Genomic DNA, 20,899 nt, shown 5'->3' on the forward strand with positions numbered 1-20,899 from the left:
TGCCGGTGATCACGCCACGGACGCCCACGCCCGTCCATGCGCGGCAGCAAGGGCTCTATCCGCTCCCACGCCGCATCCGTCAACTCGCCTCGACCTGCCACAAGATCAATTATCAGACAGGCCTTAGCCCGCCGACTCGGCGGCGTGCGGGCTCAGCACGCCCATGCTGACGAGGGCGAAGAGCAGGATGCCGAGCAGGATCCGGTAGATCACGAAGGGCATGAAGCTCTTGGTGGTGATGAACTTCATGAACCAGGCGATGACGGCGTAGCCGACGGCGAAGGCGATGACCGTCGCGAAGATCGTCTGGCCCCAGGAGACGGGACCCTCGCCGATGTGCTTCAGCTCCAGCCCGCCGGAGGCCAGGACGGCCGGGATGGCGAGGAGGAAGGAGTAGCGGGCGGCCGCCTCGCGGGTGAAGCCCATCAGCAGACCGCCGGAGATCGTCGCACCGGACCGGGAGACACCCGGGACCAGCGCCATCGCCTGGCACACGCCGAAGATCAGGCCGTCCCTGACGCCCAGCTCCCGCAGCGTCTTGCGCTCGCGCACGGCGCGGTGCCGGCCGCCCTCCTCGTCCCGGGCCGCCAGCCGGTCGGCGACGCCGAGGACGACGCCCATGACGATCAGGGTGGTGGCGGTGAGCCGCAGGTCGCGGAAGGGGCCCTCGATCTGGTCCTTGAACAGCAGGCCCAGCACGCCGATCGGGACCGAGCCGACGATCACCAGCCAGCCCATCTTGGCGTCTTGCTCGGCACGCAGCGACTTCGTGTACAGCGAGCGGAACCAGGTGGAGACGATCTTCGCGATGTCCTTGCGGAAGTAGATCAGCACGGCGGCCTCGGTGCCGATCTGGGTGATCGCCGTGAAGGCCGCGCCCGGGTCCTCCCAGCCGGCGAATGCCGCGGTCAGCCGGAGATGGGCGCTGGAGGAGATCGGGAGGAACTCCGTAAGCCCTTGGACGAGACCGAGGATTAGGGATTCGAACCAGCTCATGTCGGGATGCGTTCGTCCTTGTGATCGTCGGGCAGTTCGGCTCCGATGCTAGGGCCCGTGGGAGGCTGCTCCGACCACAGGGGCGCGCGCCTGCAGAGCCTCCGGGGCCGCGGATCGCGCCGGACGGGCGAGCCGGTGCCGCTTGCGCCATCCGACGACGGCGGCCGCCACCAGGGATGCGGCGATGAAGCCGAACGAGACGAGGAAGGCGGGCGATCCCGGCGTCGAGGCGCTGGCCCCGGCGACGACGTACGCCGCGGTGTTCGGCACGACACCGATGCCGGTGGCGGCCAGGAACGGGAGCCAGCCGCAGCGGGACACCGCGGCACAGTAGTTGGCGGCCGCGAACGGCAGCCCGGGGAAGATGCGCACCGCCAGTATCGAGCGGAAGCCGTGCCGGGCCAGCTGGTCGTCGGCCGCCAGCAGCCAGCGCCCGCGCAGCAGCGGGCGCAGCGCGTCCCGGCCCATGGCCCGGCCCAGGCCGAAGGAGATCCCGGCGCCCAGGACGGAGCCGGCGACCGCGGCGGCCAGGCCGAACGGGATGCCGAACGCGGCGCCCGCGGCCAGGTTCAGCAGCGGCCGCGGCACGAGGGCCGCCGTGCCCAGACCGTACGCGCCTGCGAACAGCAGCGCCGCCACCCCCACCGGCAGCCCGGGGGGCCATCCGTCCGACAGGATGCGCTGCGGCTCGAACAGCAGCACGCACACGCCGGACGTGAGGAGCAGCACGGCGAGCAGCGACAGCCGGGTCCACGGCGCCAGGAGGAGGGACATCCGGGGAGACTATCCGACGTATGCGGCGCCCCGCCGTAATCCAGGCCTCTTGTGGAGGAACGACCGGCGTCCGCGGCGGGCCCCGCACGGCACCCCCCGGCCCGGGCAGCCCTGCCACACGAAGCAGGCGCCGCATCGGAATTCAGCGAAAGTTCATCCGCAGGAAATTCGTTCGACGGCGACGCCGCCGGTCCGGCACCATCGGCCGCATGTCCCGGCACGCCTTCCCCGCAGCGCCGTCCGCAGCAGCGGACGCGCCGAAGGCTGCCGTCCCGCTCTTCGAAGCACTCGCCTTCGCCGCGTTCGACGGCGTCCGACGCTGACCCTTCCCGGACAGTCCCGCGGACCCCGCAGGGGGAGGGTCGGCGTGGCCTCAGGGGTCCCGTTCCGGCTTCGGCCGGTCGTAGCAGTGCGATGTACACGGGAAGGGACATCATGGCCAAGACGGCCTTCGTACGCACCAAGCCGCACCTCAACATCGGCACCATGGGTCACGTCGACCACGGCAAGACCACCCTCACCGCCGCCATCACCAAGGTCCTCGCCTCGCGCGGCGGCGCCTCCTTCGTGCCGTTCGACCGCATCGACCGGGCCCCGGAGGAGGCCCGGCGCGGCATCACCATCAACCTCGCGCACGTCGAGTACGAGACCGACACCCGGCACTACGCCCACGTCGACATGCCCGGGCACGCCGACTACGTCAAGAACATGGTCACCGGCGCCGCCCAGCTCGACGGGGCGATCCTCGTCGTCTCCGCACTCGACGGTGTCATGCCGCAGACCGCCGAGCACGTGCTCCTCGCCCGGCAGGTCGGCGTCGACCACATCGTCGTCGCCCTGAACAAGGCCGACGCCGGGGACCCCGAGCTGACCGACCTGGTCGAGCTGGAGGTCCGCGAACTGCTCACCGCCCACGGCTACGGCGGGGACGGCGTGCCGGTCGTACGGGTCTCCGGGCTCGGGGCCCTGGAGGGCGACCCGCGGTGGACCGGGGCGATCGAGGCACTGCTGGACGCGGTGGACACGTACGTCCCGATGCCGGTGCGGTACACGGACGCGCCGTTCCTGCTGCCGGTGGAGAACGTGCTGACCATCACCGGGCGCGGGACCGTCGTCACCGGATCCGTCGAGCGCGGGCGCGTGCGCCCGGGCGACCGCGTCAGCGTCCTCGGCGGCGACGGCGAGCCGGTGGAGACCGTCGTGACCGGCCTGGAGACCTTCGGCAAGCCGATGGAGTCCGCCGAGGCCGGGGACAACGTGGCGCTGCTGCTGCGCGGGGTGCCGCGCGACGGGGTGCGCCGCGGGCAGGTGGTCGCCGCGCCCGGCAGCGTGGAGCCGAGGCGGCGCTTCACGGCGCAGGTGTACGTGCTCTCCGCGCGGGAGGGCGGGCGCACCACCCCGCTGTCGACCGGGTACCGGCCGCAGTTCTACATCCGCACCGCCGACGTGGTGGGGGACGTGGACCTGGGTACGGCCGCCGTGGCCCGGCCCGGGCAGACGGTCACGATGACCGTCGAGCTCGGACGGGACGTGCCCTTGGAGGCGGGGCTCGGCTTCGCGATCCGCGAGGGAGGGCGCACGGTCGGAGCGGGGACGGTGACGGCCGTCCTCGGCTGAGGCCCCCCGGCGTGGTGGCGGCGGTCCCGGTACGCCAGACTGCCGTCACCACGGGGCACGACACGAGGAGGCGCGGGCGGCATGGGCGGCGGCGGGACGGCACTGGTGCTCGGCGGCGGAGGGCTCACCGGAATCGGCTGGGAGTCCGGGATCCTGTACGGGCTCGCGCAGGCGGGCGTCGACCTCTTCGGCGCCGGCCTCGTCGTCGGCACTTCCGCGGGCTCGCTCGTCGGCGCCCAGCTGACCTCGGGCCTGCTCACCCCGCGCGAACTGTACGAGCGCCAGCTCGTCGACCCCACGAGCGAGGCCGTGGCCCGGTTCGGGAGCGGGCTCGTCGCCCGGTACGCGCTGGCCATGCTCCGCTCGCGCGACGGGGAGGAGTACCGCAGGCGCGTCGGGGCGATGGCCCTGGCCGCCGACGCCGGCGAGGAGGCCGAGCGGCGCCGGGTGATAGCGACCCGGCTGGTCTCCCACGTATGGCCCGCCGGGCGCCGGCTCCTGGTCACCGCGGTCGACGCGCTGAGCGGCGAGCTCGCGGCCTTCGACCGGGAGAGCGGCGCCGGGCTGGTCGACGCCGTCGCGGCGAGCTGCGCGGTGCCCGGGGTGTGGCCGCCGGTGACGGTGGGGGAGCGCCGCTACATCGACGGCGGGATCCGCTCCGCGGCCAACGCGGACCTGGCCGCCGGCTGCGACCGGGTGGTCATCCTCGCGCCCATGACCCTCGGTTCCGGGCACGTCCCCGCGCCCGCCGCACAGGCGGCGCGGCTGCGGGAGGCGGGCGCCCGGGTGCTGCTGATCACGCCGTCCGCCGAGGCGCGCAAGGCCATCGGCCGCAACGTCCTGGACCCGGCACGGCGGGCCCCGGCGGCGCGCGCCGGACTCGCCCAGGCCGCGCAGCACGCCGCCGAGGCGGCGGAGGTCTGGGCGCCCTGACGGCGTACGGACGCCTCCGGCCCGCGCGCCGGCCCGCGTACGGCGCCCGGCTCGGCAGGCGGACAATGGTGCGGTGAACGAGGAACAGATCCCGGTGATCCGGGCCGTGGACCAGGGCACCGCCAAGCTGATGCCGGACGTGGACCGGGACCGGGCCTGGCTGCTGACCGTCGACGGCGCCCCGCAGTCCTACGTGGACCTCGACGATCCGGAGCACCTGGAGTTCGAGTACGCGCGCCGCCTCGCGCACGTCCTGGACTGCGCCGCGGAGCCCGGCACCGCCCTGGACCTGCTGCACCTCGGCGGCGGCGCGCTCACCCTGCCCCGGTACGCGGCGGCGACCCGGCCGGGCTCCCGGCAGACCGTCGTGGAGTTCGACGCGGAGCTCGTGGCCCTGGTCGAGGAGCACCTGCCGCTGCCGGCCGGGTCCGGGATCACGGTGCACGCCGCCGACGCGCGGGCCTGGCTGGAAGGTGCGGACCCGGCGGCCGCGGACGTGGTCGTGGCCGACGTGTTCGGCGGCTCGCGGGTGCCGGCCCAGCTGACCTCCCTGGAGTACGCGCGGGCGGCGGCGCGGGTCCTGCGGCCGGGCGGGGTGTACGCGGCGAACCTGGCCGACGGGGCGCCGTTCGACTTCCTGCGGAGCCAGCTGGCCGGCTTCCGCACGGTGTTCGGGCAGGTTGCGCTCGTCGCGGAGCCGGGCGTGCTGCGCGGGCGCCGGTTCGGCAACGCCGTGCTGCTCGCCGCGGACCGGGAGCTTCCGCTGGACGCCGTGGCCCGGCGGTGCGCCGCGGACGCCTTCCCCGCCCGGGTGGTGGCAGGACCCGAGCTGGACCGCTTCGTCCGGGGGGCCGCGCCGGTGGCCGACGCGGACGCCGCCGGCTCCCCGGAACCGCCCGGCGGGGCGTTCGGCATCGGCTGAGCCTGCCCGCGCGAGGGCGGCCGTTGCGGGGTGCGGTCAGTCCGCGGCGCGGACGCCGGCTGCCGGGGCGGAATCCTGCTCGGCCGCCGGGGCTCCGGCCGGGCCGGCCTTCGAGGGGCCGGGCCTGCGGGTGAGCCGGCGGACGTCCGGGACGGTGAGGACCGCGGCCGTGACCACCACGACCAGCGTGGCGCAGCCCCACAGCGCGGTGGCGCGGCCGAAGGCCGACTCCACGGGCCCGGCCACGGCAGTGGCCAGCGGCAGCAGCGACACCGAGCCGAACCAGTCGTAGGCCGAGACCCGGGAGAACTTCTCCTCCGGTATCTCCTGGTGCAGGGCCGTCATCCAGTTCACGCCGAACACCTCGATGGCCGTGCCGCTCAGGAACATGACCGCGCACAGCGCCCACACGGGCAGCGGTACGGCCAGGCCCGCCGACGGCAGCGCCAGCGGGAACACGCACAGGGTGCCCACCAGCAGCAGCCGGCGCGGTTTCCACACCATCATCAGCACGGCGCCGGCGATGGTGCCGACACCGAAGAGGGACAGGGCCAGGCCCCAGGGAGCGGGCCCGCCCAGCCGGTCGCGGGCCACGAGCGGCCCGTACACGGCGTCCGCGGCCCCGACGACGGCGACGACCACGGAGAACTGGAGCACGATCCCCCACAGCCAGGGCCGGGTCCGGAACTCCACCCAGCCCTCGCGCAGATCGGCCAGCAGGCCGCCACCGGGCCCCCGCTCCGCGACCCGGCTCACGTCCAGGGCGGCGCGCAGCACTCCGGCCAGGGCGAACGCGGCTGCGTCCACGGCCAGCACCCAGCCTGCGCCGAAAGCGGCGATCAGCGCTCCGCCGAGGGCGGCCCCGCCGATTCCGGCGCCGTTGACGGCCATCCGGAAGAGGGCGAAGGCGCGGTTCGCGTGCTCGGCGGAGACGGTGGCGAACAGCATGCCCTCGGCGGCCGGGTTGAAGAAGGCCGTGCCCGTGCCGCAGAGCGCGGTGAGCAGCATCATCTGCCACAGCTGCGGGTCCCCGGTGAGGACGAGGACGGCGAACACCGCCTGCGAGACGCAGTTGAGGGCGTTGGCCGCGACCATCACGCGGTGGCGCGGCAGCCGGTCGGCGACCGCGCCGCCGATCAGGAGGAAGAGGACGAGGGGGAGGGTGCGGGCCGCCGCCACGAGCCCGACGTCGCCGGCGGAGCCGCCGTCCTCCAGGACCGCGAACGCCGAGGCGATGAGCGCTCCGTGGCTGCCGAGGTTGGTGATGACGGCAGCGGCCGTCAGCAGCGTGTAGTTGCGGCCGGCCCAGGCGGGCCGGCCGCTGGCGGGCATGCGGGACGGCGAGGTGGGGGGAGGACTCATCCCTCGGACTATCCACGCCCCGGTCCGGTAATCCAAACCGATTACCGGACCGGGGCGTGCGGGCGTGCGGGGTGCGGAGGTGCGGAGGTGCGGAAGCGTGCCTCCGGATCAGCCGGTGGTGCCGGTGCCGTGCAGGCGCACCGAGCTGAGCACCTTGTCCATGGTGTCCTGCGGGACCTCCCCCGGGACGCCGACGGCGCTGAACAGGATCCAGCTGGAGAAGTCGCCGTTGGCGGTCTTGAAGCTGAACGCGATGGACTTGCCGTCGCGCGAGCACTTGTTCTCCTTGGGCACGCCGAGCGCGGTGGCGGTCGCCACGTGGCCCTTGAGGCCGGAGGAAGTGGTGTACTCCTTCGGCTCGGAGACCTTGACCGTACCCTTCGGGGCCTTCTGCGCGAAGGCGGCGAACGCCCAGTTGCCGGCCTCGTTCTTCACGGCCTCGGCGGTGTCCTTGGCGCCCTGGCCGCCCTTGGTGCCGCTGCCGGCCAGCTCGGTCTTCTCCTCGCGGCCGTCCTTGTCGGAGTCGATCGTGCACCAGTCCTCCTTGAGGAAGGCCGGCGCGGAGAAGCTGATGAGCGGCTTGCCGTCGTTCTTCACCTCGTCCGTGAAGCTGGCGATGACGCCGGGGCTGGAGACGTTCCACTCCGGCGGGATGTCGAAGGCGGTGCCGTACTTCGGGTTGACGACGACCTTCCAGCCCGGGATCACGGGCTGGATGTCGCCGCCGGCGCGGGGGTTGTCGCTCGGCGAGGACGCCGCGGGCGACTGCGGCGCGGCGGACGAGGCCGGGGGATTGTTGTCGGCCACGTCGTTCGTGCCGTCGTCCCGGGTCAGGACGAACGCGCCGGTCGCGGCGGCCGCGACGACGACCGCGGACGCTGCGACGATGGCGATCGTCTTGGTGGAGAGCCCGCCGCCACCGCCGCCGCCGCTCGGCGGTGCCGGAACGGCCTGCTGGGGCTGGGTCCACGGCTGGGCCGGCGCCTGGTAGCCCGCCTGCGGGTACCCGTAACCGGGCTGCTGCTGGTACGGGTTCGGCTGTCCCGGCTGCCCCGGCTGCTGCTGGTACGGATTGTGTTGCGCGTCCTGAGGGTTCTGCTGTCCCCCGGGCGGCTGCTGCTGTCCTGGCCACATGGCCGGTAACGATAGTGGGAGTGGCCGACAGGAGCCACGGCCGCCCCCCGGTCAGGTCTGGCCAAGCGCATCTACTCGCGGGTAACATCGCGTCCCATGAGCGCAGACCAGATGAATGTGGGCGAACTGCTCGCCGCGACCGTGCCGATGGCCCGGACCCTGAACCTCCAGTTCCTGGAGACCACCCCGGAGCGCGCGGTCGTCCGCCTGCCGGACCAGCCCGACTACCACAACCACGTGGGCGGTCCGCACGCCGGCGCCATGTTCACCCTCGCCGAGTCCGCCAGCGGCGCCATCGTCCTGGCCGCCTTCGGCGACCAGCTCTCGCGCGCCGTGCCGCTCGCCGTGAAGGCCGAGATCGCCTACAAGAAGCTCGCCAAGGGCGTCGTGACGGCCACCGCCACCCTCGGCCGCCCCGCCGCCGAGGTCGTCGCCGAGCTCGACGCGGGCGGCCGCCCCGAGTTCCCGGTAACCATCGCCATCCAGCGCGACGACGAGGCCGTGACCGGCGAGATGACCGTCGTGTGGACCCTGCGCCCCAACGCCTAGGTCTGTGACCTGCTGTGGATGCCCCTCCCTGGCCCCTCAATTGGGGGTCCAGGGAGATCCCAGGGAGAATCCTCAGGAAAGGCCCTCCAGCCATGCATCCATGGCCTTACGCCCACGCCCGTCCGCCTCCGGCATCATGTGGGCGTAGATCTTCAGCGTGATCGACGGGTCCGAGTGGCCAAGCCACTTCGCAACCGACACAACCGACTCGCGCTCATGAAGCTGCACCGAGGCGAAGGTGTGTCGCAGGGCGTGGAACCCGTCCTCGGGCGCCGAAGCGTACTTGGTGTTCGACCGCTGGCCCTTCTCGCGAGGAGGCGGCGGCGGAATGACTCCAGCCACCAGGAGAGCCCGCTTCCAGGGGCCTTCGTTGAACACCGACCGACGGAGAGCGCCCTTCCCCCTTGGGCCTGAGACAAGCAAGTCGTGCGTCTGTGGTGCACGCTCCTCTGCCTGCTTTGCAGTGCCTGGCGCGTCCGGGTTCACCCACGGCAGCGCCACTGTGATCGGGGGGTAGGCCTTGCGGTGAGCTGTGATGCGCGCCGCCAGATTCGAGGGCAGGGGCACAGCGCGCGTCTTGCCACCCTTCGGCGGCGAGAAGACCAGCCTGTTGTGGACGACCCTCACTTGCCGGCGGACGTGGATCACCTCGGCGACCTCGTCGATGTCGTCGACTGACAGCCCAAGGACTTCGCCCTGCCGTAGCCCTGCGCCCACCCCGAGGTCCAGCATCACCCTGAAGCGCTCATCGAGCCCCTCCCGGACGGCCTTGACGCGCTCGCGGCTCCATGCGCGGGCCTTACGCTCAGGCTTCGAAGGCGGCCCGACGCTTTTGGCCAGGCACGGGTTCTTCGCAATGCGCTCGTCGTCCACGGCGGCCTGCAGGATGGAAGAGAGGGTTCCCCAGGTCTCGATGATAGTGCTCGGGCTGTACGAGCCGTCGAGTTCCGCCAGCAGCGCCCGCAGCTGCGGTACCCGGATGGCGTTCAGCCGATGGTCTCCCAGGTGGGGGAGGATCCGTACCCGCACGCGAGTCTCGACGGTGCGGAGCGTGCCTGGGTCACCTGTCTTGGTGGGCCAGTAGTGGCTGGTGAAGTACTCGCGAAGTGTGATGTTGCCATCGCGAGGGTCGATGAACTCGCCTCGCATGGAGTCCGCCTGGGCCTTGGCCTTCCACGCGTTCGCGCCGTTCGGGCCGCCCAGCTGATCGAAACTGCGGGATCGGACTCCTGGGATGCCGGTGACCTTGTAGCGCTTTCCTTGGCCGTAGAGGGCCGTCTTGCGCTTCTTACCGGTTACCGGGTCCGGCCGCTTCGTGAGCCAGCGGTCCTCGATGTACCCCGCCATCACGCCCCTCCGTTTCAGGGGAGTGCATCGAGATGATGTCACCCCTCCAGAGCTGGAACCATTGCCCGCCTGCAAGCACCTCGGCAGTCGCCGAGTTGAGGGCCGCGACCGCTTCAGGCGGAAAGAGAATCTCGCAGAGCTCGTAGCGAACCCAGCCGCGGCCCTCAGTCACGCGTATCGGTCTGTCGACGGTGAGGTCGCGGGCGATCTCGAAGATGACGCGCAGCATGCTGCCCCCTACACGCAGAGGGTCACTTGCGTGTCCCTGGTGCGGATGGTTGATCCCGAAAACATAGTGTTGCTGCGCGCTCACTACAACGGTCTAACCAGGAGCCACATCAGCAACCAATCGGAACCGCAATCTCACCCCGCGTCGCGGTCAACCTGCTCGGCGGCTTCCATCATCGCTCGCCACCGCTTCTTCTCGGCGGGTCCCATGCCGGCGAGGTGGGCCACGATGACGCGCACGTCATCGTCGTAGCCGGAAAGCTCGGTGGCCTGATAGTCCAGATACTGCACCGCCGCCGCGCGCTGGACGACAGGGAGGGGCTTGCGGAGGCCGGCTGCAATGGCCCTGAGGCGCTCAGGGGAGGGGGCTGTGGTGACGGCGTTTGTGGCCATCTTCTGGAAATAGGGCTTCGACAGGGGAGTGCCTGCGGCCTCGGCCCGGTCTGCCATCTCTTGGTAGGAGACGCCGCGACCGTCGTCGTTGACCTCGCGCACCATGCGGCTCAGCTCGTCTCGGTCCATCTCTTGCGCCAGTCGTTCGGGAATGGGGGCGGGGGAGGCTGTGCCGCGGTTTCGGTCGGGGGCGGATGCCTCCATGCCGCTTTCTCCTCGGGTCTCGTTCATGCCGGCTGTCTCCCTGATGGCTCGCTCTGGCTCCAGAAGTTGCAGGCCAGGCCGTACAACCATCGGCGTTCGCAGACGAATCGTCTACGGATTGATGTTAGCCACCGTTCCCTTTTGCGGAAACTTCACATCCAGCCGTTCGGATCTGTAGACGCGACGGCTCCGCCTGTGCTTCACTGTTCACATCGAGAGCCGAACTGTTCCGATGGAGAGCCAGTGAGAGTGCGCTACACCCTTCGCAGTCGGGAGATCCTCCAGTGGGTTATGGATCACCCCGGGCGCGGCGTGCCGCACACCCTCCGCTCCCTCGCTGACGCGGCAGGCCTCGCGCACCACTCCACCATCGGCCACCTGCTCAGCGGCCGGACCCGTGGCTGTGACGCCGAGGTGGCCCACGCGATCGCGAGGGAGGTCGGGGTGGCAGTGCTCGTCCTTTTTGCGCCGCCGGCGTCTCCGGAATCGAACGAATCGAGTACCGAATGACCGACAGGAAGGAAGAAGCTGTGACCGCTCCCCGCAAACTCGCGAGGCAGAAGCCGCCGGAGGGGATCGTCTACATCGACGACTACGAGGCCGAGGACGGAACCGTCTCTCCCGGTATCGCCTCCCGGGTCGGCGTCACCCCCAGCACCTACCGCAAGTGGCGGATGGTCGGCAAGGGCCCCCAGACCTTCCCTCTCGGGAAGCGGGTGGCTGCGCGCATCGCCGTCATCGACGCCTGGATTGCCGAGCAGGAACAGCGGGCGATGGCGCCCTCCGCCGCCTAGAGCGGCAAACGGCCCCGACCTGCGGGCTACCACACACCGCCGGCCGAGGCCTCCCGATCCACCCCTCACCTGCACGCCTACATGCAAGGAGAAGAGGACCGATGTCCCACATCATGCCCGATCCCGGGTTCGACACCCCCGACGAGTTCGACCTCCTGATGACGGAGGTTCCTGTCATCACCCCGTTCCAGACGCTGTTCGACGAGGCGGGGGAGCTGCTGCTGGCCACGCGGCCGCACGGTTTCGACGTGGAGGAGATCGGCCGGCTGGCGTTCGAGGAGCTGCCGGAGGCCGAGAAGGCCGCGGCGTTGGACGAGCTGTTCTACACGTACTGGTCGGCTCGTGAGTTGGACCGCGGGACGCTCGCCCGCTACGAGGCGGGGGGCACGCGATGAACGCCCGCGACAACCTGTTCCGCCGCCTGGCCGGCGCCTTCATCACCGAGGGCAAGGCGAACGCGCTGCTCGACGCCTACCGTGCCGAGGTGCTGGCCGAGGCGATCGAGGCCGCCGAGTCCCGGGTTCTGGCGGGCGCGAGCGACGCGCTGATCGCCCACCGGGCCGGTGTCACGGACGCTGTGGCCGCGATCGGCCGCCTGACCGAGGGCGGTGCTGATCGGGCCGCCGAGATCCGCACTCAAGTGCTGGCCGAGGTGGCCGACCTGCTGATGCAGGCGGACGAGACGGCGGCGGCCCTGCTGGTGGACCGGCTGCGTGAGGCGGGTGAGTCCCGTGGCTGACACCCTCCCGATCACCACGGCGTCGCCGGCCCTCGCCGAGCTGCCGCCGCCCGCCTCCGGCCGTTACGTGCCGTCGGTGGAGGAGATGGCCCGCCAGGCCGCCGCCGTCGAGCATCTCGCCCAGGTCGCCGCCGGCGAGCACCTGACCGCCGACGAGCTCGTGCGGCAGGCGCTGCTGGCGGAGTACGCCCACCTGAAGTGCGACGCCGACGTGGACGCGTACACCCAGCCGTTCCCGTACCTGCGCAGGGGCGTCACCGCCCGCCGAGGAGGAACGTCGTGAGCGCCCCCATCCTCCCGCTGCCGGTGGTGCCGGCGAGCATCACGGCGCTGGCCCACGAGGCTCTGGCCGCTGCGCACGCGACGGAGTTGAGCGACGAGATCGGCATGATCCAGTCGCAGGTCCGTCTGACGGCCACGGTGGAGATGCTGCTCGCCTGGATCGAGGAGCGTGCGGCGTGAGCCCGCGTGAGACGCAGGTGCTGTCGGCCCTGCTGTGCGACACGGACGCGGCTGCGAACGTCGCCGACCCGCCGCTGCGAGGCCTGGGTCTGGTACCGCGGTCCGTAGACCCGGACTACGCCGAGACCGTGCGGGCGGGCTACGTCGAGACGCCGGACGAGTGGATGGACCGCCTGGTCCGTCAGGGACTGCTGAAGCGCGACGCCCAGGGAGGAACCTCGTGACCGAGATCAGCGAACCCCCGCTGGCGCCCGGCGCCTGCTGTGACACCGCACCCTGCACCTGCCAGCCTGAGCCGCTGACGCCGGACCGCCTCGCCGAGATTGCTGAATCGCACCCGGGCTCCTGGTACGACGGCGAGTGGCGCAGCCAGTACGTCGACAGCACCGCGGACGAGGCCGGCTACTGCGTGGTGCTTCACCAGGAGTCCGGCCAGGTCCTGGCTGAGCTGCCCGACTGGGCGGGCCCGATTGCCCTGTTCATCGCGGACGCGCACGATGCAGTACCTGCCCTGCTGGCCGAGGTCGACCGTCTGAGTGCCGCGGTTGACTGGCTGGCCAACGAGCTCCGGGGCGCGAACCTCGACCGGTGGGAAGAGGAGCAGGACTGCGCGCGCATGCGCCTGGCCTGGCAGTCCGCCCGACGGCGAGCTGCTGGACTCAGCGGAGGACTCATCCGCGAAGTCGGCAACCGCGACAGCTGGAAGGGCTGGGCGAAGGCCGCCGAGGCCGAGGTGGACCGGCTCCGTGCCGAGCTCGCCAAGCACAAGGGCGAGGAGGTCGACCTGCGCGAGCTGCTCGCCGAGCGGAACGAGCAGATCGCCTACCTCCTCGCGGCCGAGCCCACCCTCGACGACGACCAGCCGGCGGCCCCGCGGTGACCGGCCCGATAGCCCGCGGGGAAGGCAGCCGCCCGGCCAACGCCACCCCGTCTCGCCCGATCCGCGTCTGGCCGCTCTGGCTGGCGCCGCTCCCCGGCCGCAAGGCCGCCTGATCCCGCCGGGCCGGCGGATGACACCGGCCTCCGGTCCCGGCACCCAAACCAACCGACTGGCCGTCGAGCAACTGCTCCGGCCACGGCCCCGCCCCACCTCCCCCTTCGGGGCGGGGCCGACCCATCCCTGGAACAGGAGCAGTCATGATCAGTCCGACGACCGCCCGCCACGTTCTGCACCACTTCGGCCGCGCCGGCGGCACGGAGCCCGGCACGTTCACGGCCAGCCTCATTGCCGCGATCGCGGCCGCCGACCACACGAACTTCGCCCGCCTGGCCACCCTCTACCCGGAGCTCGCCACCGCCATCGAGGTCGCCAAGCACGACCGGGACGGCATCACCAAGCTGCAGATGATCTCGGTCGGCAGGGAGGCGGCGTGACCCGCGTCGAGTGCGCCCGCTGCGGCGACGCGAACGGCCCGTTCGCCCGTCGCCCAGAGGGGCCGGTATGCGAGGACTGCCTCGATGCCGAGGCCGGCAAGCGATGACCGGCACCGAGATCGAGCCCGGCCTGTACGACATACCTGTCGATCTCTACCACTCCGATCCGGTCCCCGGCGGCAGTCTCTCCGCCTCCGGCGCCAAGGTCCTCGCCGACTGCCCGGCCCGCTTCAAGTACTTGCTCGACCACCCGCAACCCCACAAGCCCGAGTTCGAGTTCGGCACCGCGGCCCACACCGTGGTCCTCGGCGACGGCCCCGAGCTGGTCGTGGTCGACGAGGACAAGTGGCTCACCCAGGAGACCAAGGGGCGCGTCGCAGCCATAAGGGAGGCCGGCGGGATCCCGCTCAAGCGGGCCGACTACCAGCGCATCTGCGACATGGCCGAAGCGCTGGCCGCCCACACGGAGGCCTCGGAGATCCTCACCCCGGGCTCGGGTGTCGCCGAACAGTCGATCTTCTGGCCCGACGGCCCGATCTGGTGGCGAAGCCGCTTCGACTGGCTCCGCCCCGACCTGATCGCCGACTACAAGACCACCCGGTCCGTGCACCCGGACTACCTCGGCAAGGCCGTCCACGAGCTCGGCTACCACATCCAGGAGCACATCTACCGGCGTGGTGCCGTCGAACTCGGACTGCTTCCCGAAGGGGCCAGCTTCAAGTTCATCTACCAGGAGAAGCAGCCGCCCTACCTGGTGACCGTCGCCGAGCTCGACCCCGTCGCCCGGTACGTGGGCCACCGCCTCACCCAGGACGCCGCCGCCAGCTACCTGTACGGCCGCGAGACCGGCCACTGGCCCGCCTACGTCGAGACCTCCACCGTCCTCTCGCTGCCGCCGTACATCGAGCGCCAGTACGCCTAGGAGCACTCGTGTCCCAGCTTCCCCCGCCCGTCCGTACCGCGCGGCCCACAAGCCGCGACGACGCCACTGGGCAGTTCTCGTTCCGCCCCGCCAGCAAGGCCGGCCGCAGGGCCCGACTGTCCATCCAGGGCATGTCCGGCTCGGGCAAGACCTGGACCGGCCTGAGCATCGCCCAGGGACTCTCCGAGGGCCGCCGATTTGCCGTCATCGACACGGAGAAGGGCGCCGCCAGCCTCTACGCGGGCCACCGCGGAATCCAGTTCGACACGCTCGCCATGGACCGCTACGACCCCCGCGACCTCGCCCGCGCCCTGGAGGCTGCCGGCCAGGCTGGCTACCCGACCGTCTTCGTCGACAGCCTCAGCCACTTCTGGACCGGCACCGACGGCACCCTCGACCAGGTCGAGAAGGCCAAGGGCAAGTACGGCAACAACGCGTTCGCCGGCTGGAAGGACGGCACGCCCATCCAGAACGACATGGTTGCCGCGCTCCTCGCCTACCCCGGCCACGTCGTCGCCTCGATGCGGTCGTACACCGAGTGGGTCCTCGAGGAGAACGAACGCGGAAAGAGGGAGCCGAAGCGCGTCGGTACCCGGCCTGAACAGCGTAAGGGCATCGAGTACGAGTTCGACGTCGCGGTGGCGATGGACATCGACAACCGGCTCGAAGTCCTCAAGTCCCGGTGCCCCGAGCTCCACCGCAAGACGATCGAGCGCCCCAACGGCGCCCGCGACATCGCCGCCCCGCTCCTCGCCTGGCTGAACGCCACCCCTGAGACCGCCGAGTAGCAGCCCCATCGGGCCGGCCCGCGGTCATCGGGCCGGCCCACCCCAGTGAACCGCACGTGAGAGGACCACCGCCATGCCCCGTCGCCTCACCGTCGCCGAACGCCACGCCGCCGCCAAGAAGGACTTCCTCCTCGAGGAGATAGCCGCCCAGTCCTCGTGGGACCAGTTCCTCGTCGAGCAGGCCGTCCTCCACATCGGCACCCGCTACAACGAGTTCTCCGCCAACGACCTCCGCGACCTCCTCCCCGAGATGGGCCACGGCTTTCTCGGCGCCGCGATCAACAGCCTCCGCTGCGGCGGCCTGATCGAACACTCCGGCCGGGTCGTCCCCTCCACGCTCGACAGCACCCACGGGCACCGGATCTCCGTGTGGCAGCTGACCGACAAGGCCCGCCGCATGGCCGCCAAGCGAGCCGCCGCGAGGGCCGCCTGATGGGCGCCTGGGAGTGGTTCGTCTTCTTCTCGATCTGCGGCCTGATCGTCGCCACCGTCACCGCCTGGTCCCGCAGCGGCGACTCCCAGGCCTACCGGGCCGCCTGGATCGACTCCACGGCCAGCACGGAAGACGACGCCCAGATAGCCGAGGAACGGGCCACGTTCGACCAGATCATCGCCGCCGAGTTCCCGGCCGGCATCCCCCACCAGCGCAGCAAGGAGGACGACCAGTGACCAGGAAGCCGCTCCCGCCGCACGGCACCATCAACCGCCGCAAGCACCACGGCTGCAAGTGCCAGGACTGCTGCGAAGCCCTCCGCGCCTACTCCAACGCCCGATACGCCGCGATTGCAGCAGGGACCTGGCAGCCGTTCGTGGAGGCCGAGCCTGTCCGCCGGCACATCCTTCGCCTGCGCGCTGCAGGGATGTCCTTCCACCGGATTCAGGTCCTGAGCGGCCTCCCGAATCGCACAATCACCGGCTTCCTTGCCGCCAGCACCGGGCCCGGCAATGTCCGCTGCCGAAAGCGGAATACCCGCCGCGAGGTCGCCGACAAGATCCTGTCTATCCCGGTCGACCCGATGATGGCGCACCTCGTGGACGCAACTGGTACCCAGCGTCGAATCCAGGCGCTGGCCGCCATCGGCTGGCCCCAAAAGCAGCTCGCAGCACGCGTCGGCCTCAACCGTCACCACATGGGCGACATCCTCAAGCGAAAGCGCGTGCTCAACCGCACTGCCATCGCCGTAGCCGAGGCCTACGAGGGGCTCAAGAGCGGCAGCAGCCTGCGATACGGCGTCAGCAAGACCAACGCCAACCGGGCCCGCGCCCAGGCGGCAGCCAACCGATGGGCGCCGCCCAAGTACTGGGACCGCTTCCCGGACGCGATCGACGACCCGCATTTCACGCCCGAGTACAAGGTCACCAAGGCCGAGATCCTCGCAGAAGAAACGGCCTTCCTCGTCACTGTCGCCGGCCTCACCCGCGCCCAGGCAGCCGAGCGCCTCGGCAAGGACAAGACCTACATCGACCGCGTACTCGGCCAGCAGCAGCTCAGGGAGGCGGCGTGACCCCCCAGCCCTGGGAGGACGATGCGGCCTGCCGCGAGATCGGCGTCGACTTCTTCCACCCGACCGGCCGCGGCCCCGAGTTCAAGCAGGCCGTCGAGGCCGCCAAGCGGGTCTGCTGCGCCTGTCCGGTCCGCCGGCACTGCCTGGCCCTCGCCCTCGAGATCGAAGGCCGCGCCGACCGGTACAGCCGCGACGGCATCTGGGGCGGACTCACCGGCCCCGAACGCGCAGCACTCCGCACCACCGCGGCCTAGCCGCCACCCCGACCGCACACGCCAGAGAGAAGCCTCACCCATGGCTCGCATCCGATCCATCAAGCCGGAGTTCTTCACCTCCCTGACGATCGCCGAGCTGCCGCTGTCCGCGCGCCTCACGTTCATCGGCTTGTGGACCTACGTCGACGACAACGGCGTCGGGCCGGCAGACGCTCGCCTCATCCGGGCCGCGGTCTGGCCCCTCGAAGAGGCTCCGGACATCCTCCAGAGGACTCGGGAGGATCTCCAGAGGCTTCACGCGGCCCGCCTCATCGCCCTCTACGAGGACTCCGGAAGGCCTCTCGTGGCAGTCGCGAACTGGTCCGAGCACCAGAAGGTCAGCCACCCACGCAAGAACCGCTTCCCGCGGCCGGAGGAAGCCGCTGAGCTGGCCAAATACCCGGTTCCGGAGGATCTCCAGAGCCCTCCGGAGGATTACCAGAGTTCTCCGGAGACCCTCCGCCCTGAGCAGGGATCAGGGAGCAGGGATCAGGGATCAGGGAATAGAGGGGGCGCGAAGCCTTCGGCTCCGGCCGATGCCCCTCCCCGAGCCGATGTCGAACGAGTCTGCAAGCACCTCGCCGACGTACTCGAAAAGAGCGGCAGCAAGAGGCCGACCATCACCGCCAAGTGGCGGGACACGACCCGGCTCATGCTCGACCGCGACGAGGTCACCGTCGAGCACGCGCTCGCCGCCATCGACTGGGCCCACGCCGACAGCTTCTGGCAGGCGCACATCCTCACGCCGATGAAGCTCCGCGAGAAGTACGAGACCTTGCGCCGCCAGGCCTCCGGCAAGCGCCGGCCGTCGGGCCCCCAGACCACCGAACGCAACCTCACCGACGAGGAGATCGAAGATGCTTCCCGATTCGCTTGACGAGAACCCGATGGGCTCCTGGCGCAACGAACGCCGCGACCAGGCCGTCGCCGCCTTCACCGGCCGCATCCCCGCCCTGTACGCCGAGGAGATCGCCCTCCCCGCGGACGTCGCTGCCTGGGCTGACTGCGCAGACCAGGCGCCCACGAGTTTGTTCGTCTGGGGGCCGCTGGGCGTCGGCAAGACCCACACCGCTTGGCGGGCCGCCCGCCGCTGGATCGCCGCCCAGTTCGCCGGTGACTACCGGGGCACACCCGTCGTGCAGACCTGGCGGTCCACCGCCCTGTTCGACGCCCTGCGTCCCGACAGTGAGGGCGGCACCCCGAAGAAGCTCATGCGAGACCTGCAGACCGCCAACCTGCTGTACATCGACGACCTGGCCGCGGCCCGTGTCTCGCCGTCTGGCTGGACGCAGGAACGGCTCTACGAAATCTTCGACGAGCGGTACGTGAATCGCCTGCCCGTGCTCGTCACCAGCGACGTCAAGCCCAACCAGATCAGCCACATCGTCGGCGAACGCGTCACCTCCCGCGCCGCCGAAATCTTCCGCGGCGGAGTCGTCCATCTCGCCGGCAGCGACCGCCGCCAGGGCGGCGCCTCATGAACGACGACACATGGGGCGAGCCCTTCGAGAGCGCCGGACCAAGCGTCGACCACGGCGACTTTGACGCCGAGCGAATCCTTGCCGCCACCGCCATGGCCCGACCCGACATCGTCGACGAACTCGCCATGCAGGGCTTCGACCCGGCCGACTTCACCCGCGACCAGTTCCGCTGGGTCTGGTACGCCGTCGAGGAGCTTCGAGCCAGCTTCGCCAGCGGGGAGATCCGCTACGTCGCCGTCGACCGGCAACTCCAGGCCTGGCGAGCCGAGGGCCGAATCCCCACCGTCCCGCTCAACCAGCACCAGCTGACCGAGCTGTACGCCCACGCCCAGCACGGATCAGCCGACTGGTACGCCGCCCGCATCACCGAGAAGGCCGTCGCGGCCCGCCTCGCCGCAGTGGGGGCTGACGCCGGAGCGCGCGCCCGTTCCGCGACGTTCAACGCCGACGAGGACGTGGCCGCCATCCAGACCGCGCTGGACGGTGTCGTCCGGACCGGTGCCCAGGACGAGACCTGCCTCGTCGGCAGCCTCCTCGCCGACGTCTTCACCGAAGCGGTTACCCCGCCCACCAACGAAGACCGCATCTCCACCGGCTTCACCGACCTCGACAACCTGCTCTGCGGCGGCTGGTCGCCCGGTCAGCTTGTCGTCATCGGCGCCCGACCCGCCATGGGTAAGACCACCGCCGGCCTCGGATTCGCCCGCGCCGCGGCCATCCGACACAACGTTCCGACCCTGTTCGAGTCGCTCGAAATGGACAAGAAGGATCTTGGCCGCTGCATCGTCTCGGCCGAGGCCCGAGTTGGCCTGCACCACATCAAGATGGGCATGGCGACCGACGATGACGTTCAGCGCATGGCCCGCCGCGCGCCGGACATCTCCGCGGCTCCGCTGCACATCAACGACGGGGCCATGCTGTCCATGCCCACGCTTCGGGCCCGCGTTCGGCACCTAGTCCGCACGGCCGGCCTCCGGCTCGTGATCGTCGACTACCTGCAGCTGATGCAGGCGCCCAAGGCGGAGTCCCGGCAGGTCGCCGTCTCCGAGATGTCCCGCCAGCTGAAGCTCCTCGCCAAGGAGTTCCAGATCACTGTCGTCGTCCTGGCCCAGCTCAACCGAGGGCCCGAACAGCGACAAGAGAAGGTTCCGCAGGTCTCCGACCTCCGCGAGTCCGGTGCGATCGAGCAGGACGCCGACATCGTGATCCTGCTCCACCGGCCGGACGCCTACGAGAAGGAATCCCCGCGGGCCGGCGAGGCCGACTTCATCGTCGGCAAGCACCGGGGTGGCCCCACCTGCACGATCACGGCCGCATTCCAGGGCCACTTTGCTCGGTTCGTCGACATGGCGAGTGGGTGAAGGCGATGGCCACCCAGGAACGCAGGTGCGTCGAATGCTCGTCGCCGGACTTCTACGCCCGGGACCGTTGCCAGACCTGCTACGGGCGGCTGCGGAGGAGGCAGCGGCGCGAAGGCTCCTTCGAACTGCTGCTGACGCATGGAGCGCCACTTGAGCGTCTTCGCTCCCGCACCGAGGTCAGCCCGAATGGCTGCCTCCTGTACGCCGGAACACTCACCAGGATGGGTTACGGCCTGATCAGTGTGGACGGCACGCAAAAGCTGGCGCACCGGGCGATCTATGAGCTCGTGATTGGGCCGATACCGGAGGGCCTCTTCATCGACCACACCTGCCACAACCGGGACCAATCATGCATGGGCGGCCCCACCTGTCTACACCGAAGGTGCGTCAACGTGGACCACCTGGAGCCCGTTTCTGGGGCGGAGAACACGCGGCGGGGCAAGAGCTGGGCCATCAACGGCGCCAAGACGCACTGCCCCGCTGGACACCCCTACGACGAGCACAACACACACGTCTATGACGGCCGCCGCTACTGCCGCGCGTGCAACCGGCAGACCCTGCGGCGACGAAGGGCGGCGTCGTGACCGACCTGACGCCCGAGGACATCGCCGTCGCCCGCGGGGAAGGCGACCTCGTCGCCCTGCTCCTCATGGCCGCCGGCATCACACCTAAGGCACCCCGCCAGCGAACCGCCGAGCCCGAGCCGGACAACGTCCACATCCCGCACCCCGGCGCCTGGCCCACCGGCACCCACCGCCCG

Annotated in this window: 30 protein-coding genes and 1 pseudogene; 23 read left to right on the forward strand and 8 right to left on the reverse strand. The window is 70.9% G+C overall.

Annotated elements, in window-relative coordinates:
* The 3 genes from HYE82_RS39310 to HYE82_RS18710 form a co-directional block, all read right to left on the reverse strand.
* A partial coding sequence (locus HYE82_RS39310; RefSeq protein ID WP_369009814.1) for a transposase occupies positions 1–101 on the reverse strand: 101 nt, incomplete at its 3' end.
* 22 nt (positions 102–123) lie between these two features.
* Positions 124–996 carry an undecaprenyl-diphosphate phosphatase gene (locus HYE82_RS18705; protein WP_179175240.1) on the reverse strand — a complete coding sequence of 291 codons (873 nt, stop codon included), beginning with the start codon at positions 994–996 and terminating at the stop codon, positions 124–126.
* 48 nt (positions 997–1,044) lie between these two features.
* A complete protein-coding gene (locus HYE82_RS18710; protein WP_179175241.1) occupies positions 1,045–1,770 on the reverse strand; it encodes a TVP38/TMEM64 family protein in 726 nt (241 codons plus the stop codon).
* Between the two features lie 435 nt (positions 1,771–2,205).
* On the opposite strand from HYE82_RS18710, the gene tuf reads away from it, so the two are divergent.
* The 3 genes from tuf to HYE82_RS18725 all read left to right on the forward strand — a co-directional run bounded on the left by tuf (position 2,206) and on the right by HYE82_RS18725 (position 5,242).
* Complete coding sequence (tuf, locus tag HYE82_RS18715) at positions 2,206–3,387, forward strand: elongation factor Tu (protein WP_179175242.1); 1,182 nt, start codon at positions 2,206–2,208, stop codon at positions 3,385–3,387.
* 81 nt (positions 3,388–3,468) lie between these two features.
* The gene (locus HYE82_RS18720) at positions 3,469–4,320 is read left to right on the forward strand and encodes a patatin-like phospholipase family protein (RefSeq protein ID WP_179175243.1); all 852 of its coding nucleotides are present in this window, start codon (positions 3,469–3,471) and stop codon (positions 4,318–4,320) included.
* A gap of 130 nt (positions 4,321–4,450) precedes the next feature.
* Positions 4,451–5,242 (forward strand): spermidine synthase, encoded by a 792-nt coding sequence (locus tag HYE82_RS18725; RefSeq protein WP_179175266.1) that lies wholly within the window; start codon positions 4,451–4,453, stop codon positions 5,240–5,242.
* Positions 5,243–5,278: 36 nt separating this feature from the next.
* Here the strand turns inward: HYE82_RS18725 and HYE82_RS18730 are convergent, their stop codons facing one another.
* Both HYE82_RS18730 and HYE82_RS18735 read right to left on the reverse strand, forming a co-directional pair.
* Positions 5,279–6,604, reverse strand: coding sequence for an MFS transporter (locus HYE82_RS18730; protein WP_179175244.1), 1,326 nt, complete (start codon positions 6,602–6,604; stop codon positions 5,279–5,281).
* 108 nt (positions 6,605–6,712) lie between these two features.
* A complete protein-coding gene (locus tag HYE82_RS18735) occupies positions 6,713–7,738 on the reverse strand; it encodes a hypothetical protein (protein ID WP_179175245.1) in 1,026 nt (341 codons plus the stop codon).
* Positions 7,739–7,834: 96 nt separating this feature from the next.
* On the opposite strand from HYE82_RS18735, the gene HYE82_RS18740 reads away from it, so the two are divergent.
* A complete protein-coding gene (locus tag HYE82_RS18740) occupies positions 7,835–8,287 on the forward strand; it encodes a DUF4442 domain-containing protein (RefSeq protein ID WP_179175246.1) in 453 nt (150 codons plus the stop codon).
* A gap of 72 nt (positions 8,288–8,359) precedes the next feature.
* Here HYE82_RS18740 and HYE82_RS18745 read toward each other — a convergent pair whose 3' ends face one another.
* From HYE82_RS18745 to HYE82_RS18755, 3 genes are all read right to left on the reverse strand, one after another.
* Positions 8,360–9,634: a site-specific integrase gene (locus HYE82_RS18745; RefSeq protein ID WP_179175247.1), complete on the reverse strand. Its 1,275-nt coding sequence runs from the start codon at positions 9,632–9,634 to the stop codon at positions 8,360–8,362.
* Positions 9,576–9,863, reverse strand: coding sequence for a hypothetical protein (locus HYE82_RS18750; protein WP_179175248.1), 288 nt, complete (start codon positions 9,861–9,863; stop codon positions 9,576–9,578). Before HYE82_RS18750 ends, HYE82_RS18745 begins: the two co-directional genes overlap by 59 nt.
* 134 nt (positions 9,864–9,997) lie before the next feature.
* Complete coding sequence (locus HYE82_RS18755) at positions 9,998–10,486, reverse strand: hypothetical protein (protein WP_179175249.1); 489 nt, start codon at positions 10,484–10,486, stop codon at positions 9,998–10,000.
* A 503-nt stretch (positions 10,487–10,989) separates the two neighbouring features.
* Between HYE82_RS18755 and HYE82_RS37290 the strand changes: the two genes are divergently transcribed.
* The 19 genes and pseudogenes from HYE82_RS37290 to HYE82_RS18850 form a co-directional block, all read left to right on the forward strand.
* Positions 10,990–11,253, forward strand: coding sequence for an AlpA family transcriptional regulator (locus HYE82_RS37290; protein ID WP_218782790.1), 264 nt, complete (start codon positions 10,990–10,992; stop codon positions 11,251–11,253).
* A gap of 101 nt (positions 11,254–11,354) precedes the next feature.
* On the forward strand, positions 11,355–11,648 hold the full coding sequence (locus HYE82_RS18765) for a hypothetical protein (RefSeq protein WP_179175250.1): 294 nt from the start codon (positions 11,355–11,357) through the stop codon (positions 11,646–11,648).
* Positions 11,645–11,992, forward strand: a complete 348-nt coding sequence (locus HYE82_RS18770) for a hypothetical protein (protein WP_179175251.1) — start codon at positions 11,645–11,647, stop codon at positions 11,990–11,992. Before HYE82_RS18765 ends, HYE82_RS18770 begins: the two co-directional genes overlap by 4 nt.
* Positions 11,985–12,275 carry a hypothetical protein gene (locus tag HYE82_RS18775; RefSeq protein ID WP_179175252.1) on the forward strand — a complete coding sequence of 97 codons (291 nt, stop codon included), beginning with the start codon at positions 11,985–11,987 and terminating at the stop codon, positions 12,273–12,275. Before HYE82_RS18770 ends, HYE82_RS18775 begins: the two co-directional genes overlap by 8 nt.
* Positions 12,272–12,454: a hypothetical protein gene (locus HYE82_RS18780; RefSeq protein WP_179175253.1), complete on the forward strand. Its 183-nt coding sequence runs from the start codon at positions 12,272–12,274 to the stop codon at positions 12,452–12,454. Before HYE82_RS18775 ends, HYE82_RS18780 begins: the two co-directional genes overlap by 4 nt.
* Positions 12,451–12,678, forward strand: coding sequence for a hypothetical protein (locus HYE82_RS18785; RefSeq protein WP_179175254.1), 228 nt, complete (start codon positions 12,451–12,453; stop codon positions 12,676–12,678). The genes HYE82_RS18780 and HYE82_RS18785 overlap by 4 nt, the downstream gene beginning before the upstream one ends.
* Positions 12,675–13,334 (forward strand): hypothetical protein, encoded by a 660-nt coding sequence (locus tag HYE82_RS18790; RefSeq protein WP_179175255.1) that lies wholly within the window; start codon positions 12,675–12,677, stop codon positions 13,332–13,334. The genes HYE82_RS18785 and HYE82_RS18790 overlap by 4 nt, the downstream gene beginning before the upstream one ends.
* Positions 13,335–13,591: 257 nt before the next feature.
* Entirely contained in the window at positions 13,592–13,828 is a 237-nt protein-coding gene (locus HYE82_RS18795; protein WP_179175256.1) for a hypothetical protein, read from the forward strand.
* A gap of 103 nt (positions 13,829–13,931) precedes the next feature.
* Positions 13,932–14,750 carry a PD-(D/E)XK nuclease-like domain-containing protein gene (locus tag HYE82_RS18800; protein WP_179175257.1) on the forward strand — a complete coding sequence of 273 codons (819 nt, stop codon included), beginning with the start codon at positions 13,932–13,934 and terminating at the stop codon, positions 14,748–14,750.
* 8 nt (positions 14,751–14,758) lie between these two features.
* Positions 14,759–15,538 (forward strand): ATP-binding protein, encoded by a 780-nt coding sequence (locus HYE82_RS18805; RefSeq protein ID WP_309144372.1) that lies wholly within the window; start codon positions 14,759–14,761, stop codon positions 15,536–15,538.
* A 73-nt stretch (positions 15,539–15,611) separates the two neighbouring features.
* Complete coding sequence (locus tag HYE82_RS18810) at positions 15,612–15,971, forward strand: hypothetical protein (protein ID WP_179175258.1); 360 nt, start codon at positions 15,612–15,614, stop codon at positions 15,969–15,971.
* On the forward strand, positions 15,971–16,207 hold the full coding sequence (locus HYE82_RS18815) for a hypothetical protein (RefSeq protein WP_179175259.1): 237 nt from the start codon (positions 15,971–15,973) through the stop codon (positions 16,205–16,207). Before HYE82_RS18810 ends, HYE82_RS18815 begins: the two co-directional genes overlap by 1 nt.
* Positions 16,204–17,043, forward strand: coding sequence for a hypothetical protein (locus HYE82_RS39315; protein ID WP_179175260.1), 840 nt, complete (start codon positions 16,204–16,206; stop codon positions 17,041–17,043). The genes HYE82_RS18815 and HYE82_RS39315 overlap by 4 nt, the downstream gene beginning before the upstream one ends.
* Entirely contained in the window at positions 17,040–17,297 is a 258-nt protein-coding gene (locus tag HYE82_RS39320) for a WhiB family transcriptional regulator (RefSeq protein WP_179175261.1), read from the forward strand. Before HYE82_RS39315 ends, HYE82_RS39320 begins: the two co-directional genes overlap by 4 nt.
* 40 nt (positions 17,298–17,337) lie before the next feature.
* Positions 17,338–18,174: a hypothetical protein gene (locus HYE82_RS18830; RefSeq protein ID WP_179175262.1), complete on the forward strand. Its 837-nt coding sequence runs from the start codon at positions 17,338–17,340 to the stop codon at positions 18,172–18,174.
* Positions 18,155–18,778 carry a DnaA/Hda family protein gene (locus HYE82_RS18835; RefSeq protein WP_179175263.1) on the forward strand — a complete coding sequence of 208 codons (624 nt, stop codon included), beginning with the start codon at positions 18,155–18,157 and terminating at the stop codon, positions 18,776–18,778. Before HYE82_RS18830 ends, HYE82_RS18835 begins: the two co-directional genes overlap by 20 nt.
* Entirely contained in the window at positions 18,775–20,139 is a 1,365-nt protein-coding gene (locus HYE82_RS18840) for a replicative DNA helicase (RefSeq protein ID WP_179175264.1), read from the forward strand. Before HYE82_RS18835 ends, HYE82_RS18840 begins: the two co-directional genes overlap by 4 nt.
* Before the next feature lie 5 nt (positions 20,140–20,144).
* Complete coding sequence (locus HYE82_RS18845; RefSeq protein WP_179175265.1) at positions 20,145–20,723, forward strand: HNH endonuclease signature motif containing protein; 579 nt, start codon at positions 20,145–20,147, stop codon at positions 20,721–20,723.
* Positions 20,720–20,899 (forward strand): annotated as a pseudogene (locus HYE82_RS18850) (hypothetical protein); the annotation flags it as partial. The gene HYE82_RS18845 and the pseudogene HYE82_RS18850, both read left to right, overlap by 4 nt.

Origin of the sequence: Streptomyces sp. BR123 (genome assembly GCF_013401435.1) — a bacterium.
Classification (GTDB): Bacteria; Actinomycetota; Actinomycetes; order Streptomycetales; family Streptomycetaceae; genus Streptomyces.

What these genes read in the sequence shown, in the direction of transcription:
- HYE82_RS18795 (WP_179175256.1), top strand. Translation starts at nt 13,592, where the DNA reads ATGATCAGTCCGACGACCGCCCGCCACGTTCTGCACCACTTCGGCCGC.
- HYE82_RS18840 (WP_179175264.1), top strand. Translation starts at nt 18,775, where the DNA reads ATGAACGACGACACATGGGGCGAGCCCTTCGAGAGCGCCGGACCAAGC.
- HYE82_RS18740 (WP_179175246.1), top strand. Translation starts at nt 7,835, where the DNA reads ATGAGCGCAGACCAGATGAATGTGGGCGAACTGCTCGCCGCGACCGTG.
- HYE82_RS18730 (WP_179175244.1), bottom strand. Translation starts at nt 6,604, where the DNA reads ATGAGTCCTCCCCCCACCTCGCCGTCCCGCATGCCCGCCAGCGGCCGG.
- HYE82_RS18755 (WP_179175249.1), bottom strand. Translation starts at nt 10,486, where the DNA reads ATGAACGAGACCCGAGGAGAAAGCGGCATGGAGGCATCCGCCCCCGAC.
- HYE82_RS18845 (WP_179175265.1), top strand. Translation starts at nt 20,145, where the DNA reads ATGGCCACCCAGGAACGCAGGTGCGTCGAATGCTCGTCGCCGGACTTC.
- tuf (WP_179175242.1), top strand. Translation starts at nt 2,206, where the DNA reads ATGGCCAAGACGGCCTTCGTACGCACCAAGCCGCACCTCAACATCGGC.
- HYE82_RS18750 (WP_179175248.1), bottom strand. Translation starts at nt 9,863, where the DNA reads ATGCTGCGCGTCATCTTCGAGATCGCCCGCGACCTCACCGTCGACAGA.
- HYE82_RS18810 (WP_179175258.1), top strand. Translation starts at nt 15,612, where the DNA reads ATGCCCCGTCGCCTCACCGTCGCCGAACGCCACGCCGCCGCCAAGAAG.
- HYE82_RS18835 (WP_179175263.1), top strand. Translation starts at nt 18,155, where the DNA reads ATGCTTCCCGATTCGCTTGACGAGAACCCGATGGGCTCCTGGCGCAAC.
- HYE82_RS18720 (WP_179175243.1), top strand. Translation starts at nt 3,469, where the DNA reads ATGGGCGGCGGCGGGACGGCACTGGTGCTCGGCGGCGGAGGGCTCACC.
- HYE82_RS18830 (WP_179175262.1), top strand. Translation starts at nt 17,338, where the DNA reads ATGGCTCGCATCCGATCCATCAAGCCGGAGTTCTTCACCTCCCTGACG.
- HYE82_RS18770 (WP_179175251.1), top strand. Translation starts at nt 11,645, where the DNA reads ATGAACGCCCGCGACAACCTGTTCCGCCGCCTGGCCGGCGCCTTCATC.
- HYE82_RS18705 (WP_179175240.1), bottom strand. Translation starts at nt 996, where the DNA reads ATGAGCTGGTTCGAATCCCTAATCCTCGGTCTCGTCCAAGGGCTTACG.
- HYE82_RS18815 (WP_179175259.1), top strand. Translation starts at nt 15,971, where the DNA reads ATGGGCGCCTGGGAGTGGTTCGTCTTCTTCTCGATCTGCGGCCTGATC.
- HYE82_RS18765 (WP_179175250.1), top strand. Translation starts at nt 11,355, where the DNA reads ATGTCCCACATCATGCCCGATCCCGGGTTCGACACCCCCGACGAGTTC.
- HYE82_RS18725 (WP_179175266.1), top strand. Translation starts at nt 4,451, where the DNA reads ATGCCGGACGTGGACCGGGACCGGGCCTGGCTGCTGACCGTCGACGGC.
- HYE82_RS18710 (WP_179175241.1), bottom strand. Translation starts at nt 1,770, where the DNA reads ATGTCCCTCCTCCTGGCGCCGTGGACCCGGCTGTCGCTGCTCGCCGTG.
- HYE82_RS18745 (WP_179175247.1), bottom strand. Translation starts at nt 9,634, where the DNA reads ATGGCGGGGTACATCGAGGACCGCTGGCTCACGAAGCGGCCGGACCCG.
- HYE82_RS18800 (WP_179175257.1), top strand. Translation starts at nt 13,932, where the DNA reads ATGACCGGCACCGAGATCGAGCCCGGCCTGTACGACATACCTGTCGAT.
- HYE82_RS18735 (WP_179175245.1), bottom strand. Translation starts at nt 7,738, where the DNA reads ATGTGGCCAGGACAGCAGCAGCCGCCCGGGGGACAGCAGAACCCTCAG.